The sequence below is a fragment of the Vibrio sp. OPT46 genome (genome assembly GCF_015163535.1).
In the GTDB taxonomy this organism is placed as follows: Bacteria; Pseudomonadota; Gammaproteobacteria; order Enterobacterales; family Vibrionaceae; genus Vibrio; species Vibrio alginolyticus.
The window spans coordinates 1,624-2,908 of sequence record NZ_JADDYG010000491.1; the positions used below are offsets into that span (position 1 = coordinate 1,624).

The 1,285-nt window shown below is 38.4% G+C and carries 2 protein-coding genes; both read left to right on the forward strand.

Annotation, left to right across the window (positions count from 1 at the left end):
• Positions 1 to 249: 249 nt before the first annotated feature.
• A complete protein-coding gene (locus IQR33_RS20700) occupies positions 250 to 819 on the forward strand; it encodes a hypothetical protein (RefSeq protein ID WP_193844007.1) in 570 nt (189 codons plus the stop codon).
• A gap of 148 nt (positions 820 to 967) precedes the next feature.
• Positions 968 to 1,285: hypothetical protein (locus tag IQR33_RS20710; RefSeq protein WP_228014041.1), on the forward strand; the 318-nt coding region annotated here is incomplete at its 3' end.

Consider the following 1,285-nt stretch of genomic DNA (forward strand, 5'->3'; position numbering starts at 1 on the left):
CCACCTATAACTCTACAGTTTGTACAGTTTTCTATTAAAATTCCAGCACTCATGGCAGTTATCTCTATAGGTAAGTTAATGTAGAATATACATACAAGTGTATATAGTGTCTACACGTCTAAGGTACATAACAAACTGTTCAAGAGTGATTCGCAACGCGTGGCATTTTTACTATGCGTTGGTTTAAGTGATTAAGGTGGCATGCGGCAGCATCGGCATTGCGTTGCTCACACCTTAACAGGGCGTTATATGATTGAGAAATATATGATATTAGACCGAAAATACAAAGAAAAAGTAATTCGACATGAACTTGGGCACTGGTTTGTTGCACAAAAGCTGGGGTTTTCTGCTGGAGATATTACAATCAAGATTATTGTGTCCAGTCAAGGAGGTCAATATAGCCATAAAGCTTCCTCTCATATTAACTTATGTCCTAGTTTAACTTCTATTGAAAAAATTGCTGATTATTTGATCAAGCGAGGAAGTGTTTTATATGCAGGTACAGCTTTTCAATCTGTTGTTGATAAACGTAATACTCAGGACATTCTGGAATCAAATGGTGCAGATGATAATCGCCAACTAACAGAATTGTGTTTTATATGGAGAGGGATTACCTTTCCAAATGATACAGACTCAAAACATGAATTAAAACAAAGGCGTATGTTTGCGGAGAAATGTTGGAAGAAAGTTGGTGAAATTCATGATTCTAATGAAGTATCGATCGACGCAGCGGTAAACTATATAGATAGTATTATCCGTGTACCCAATAAAAAATATACAATCAAAAAAGTTGATTTACTTAAGTTTCTCATAGAGTGAATAATCATATAACAAACTGTTCAAGAGTGATTCGCAACGCGTGGCATTTTTACTATGCGTTGTGTTTAGTGTTTAGGGTGGTATGCGGAAGCATCGGTATTGCGTTGCTCACACCTTAACAGGGCGTTAGCTGAATAGGGATAATTCCATGAATATGGTTAAAGTGTATTTTCAATATCGTGAAGGCGGTACTGAGCTAGTTGATCATGAACGAGATCTTAAGTCTCATCGTGAAGCTTGTGAAATCATTGATGACTACCCTTGGGTTGAAGAACTGGAGTTGTTCGAGCAACTAGGAGAAGGTGGTGGGTTCTTTTTCATTCTAGGTGACTTAGATGCTGAATACGCTAGTTATCAATTTACACCTGTAGAAGCTGATCGTGGGCTGTTGGACCTGGACGTTGTTTCTAGACCCGGCTTTCTGAACATATTCGGTCGCAAATCCGCGTCGGTAGACTTCAAGTTG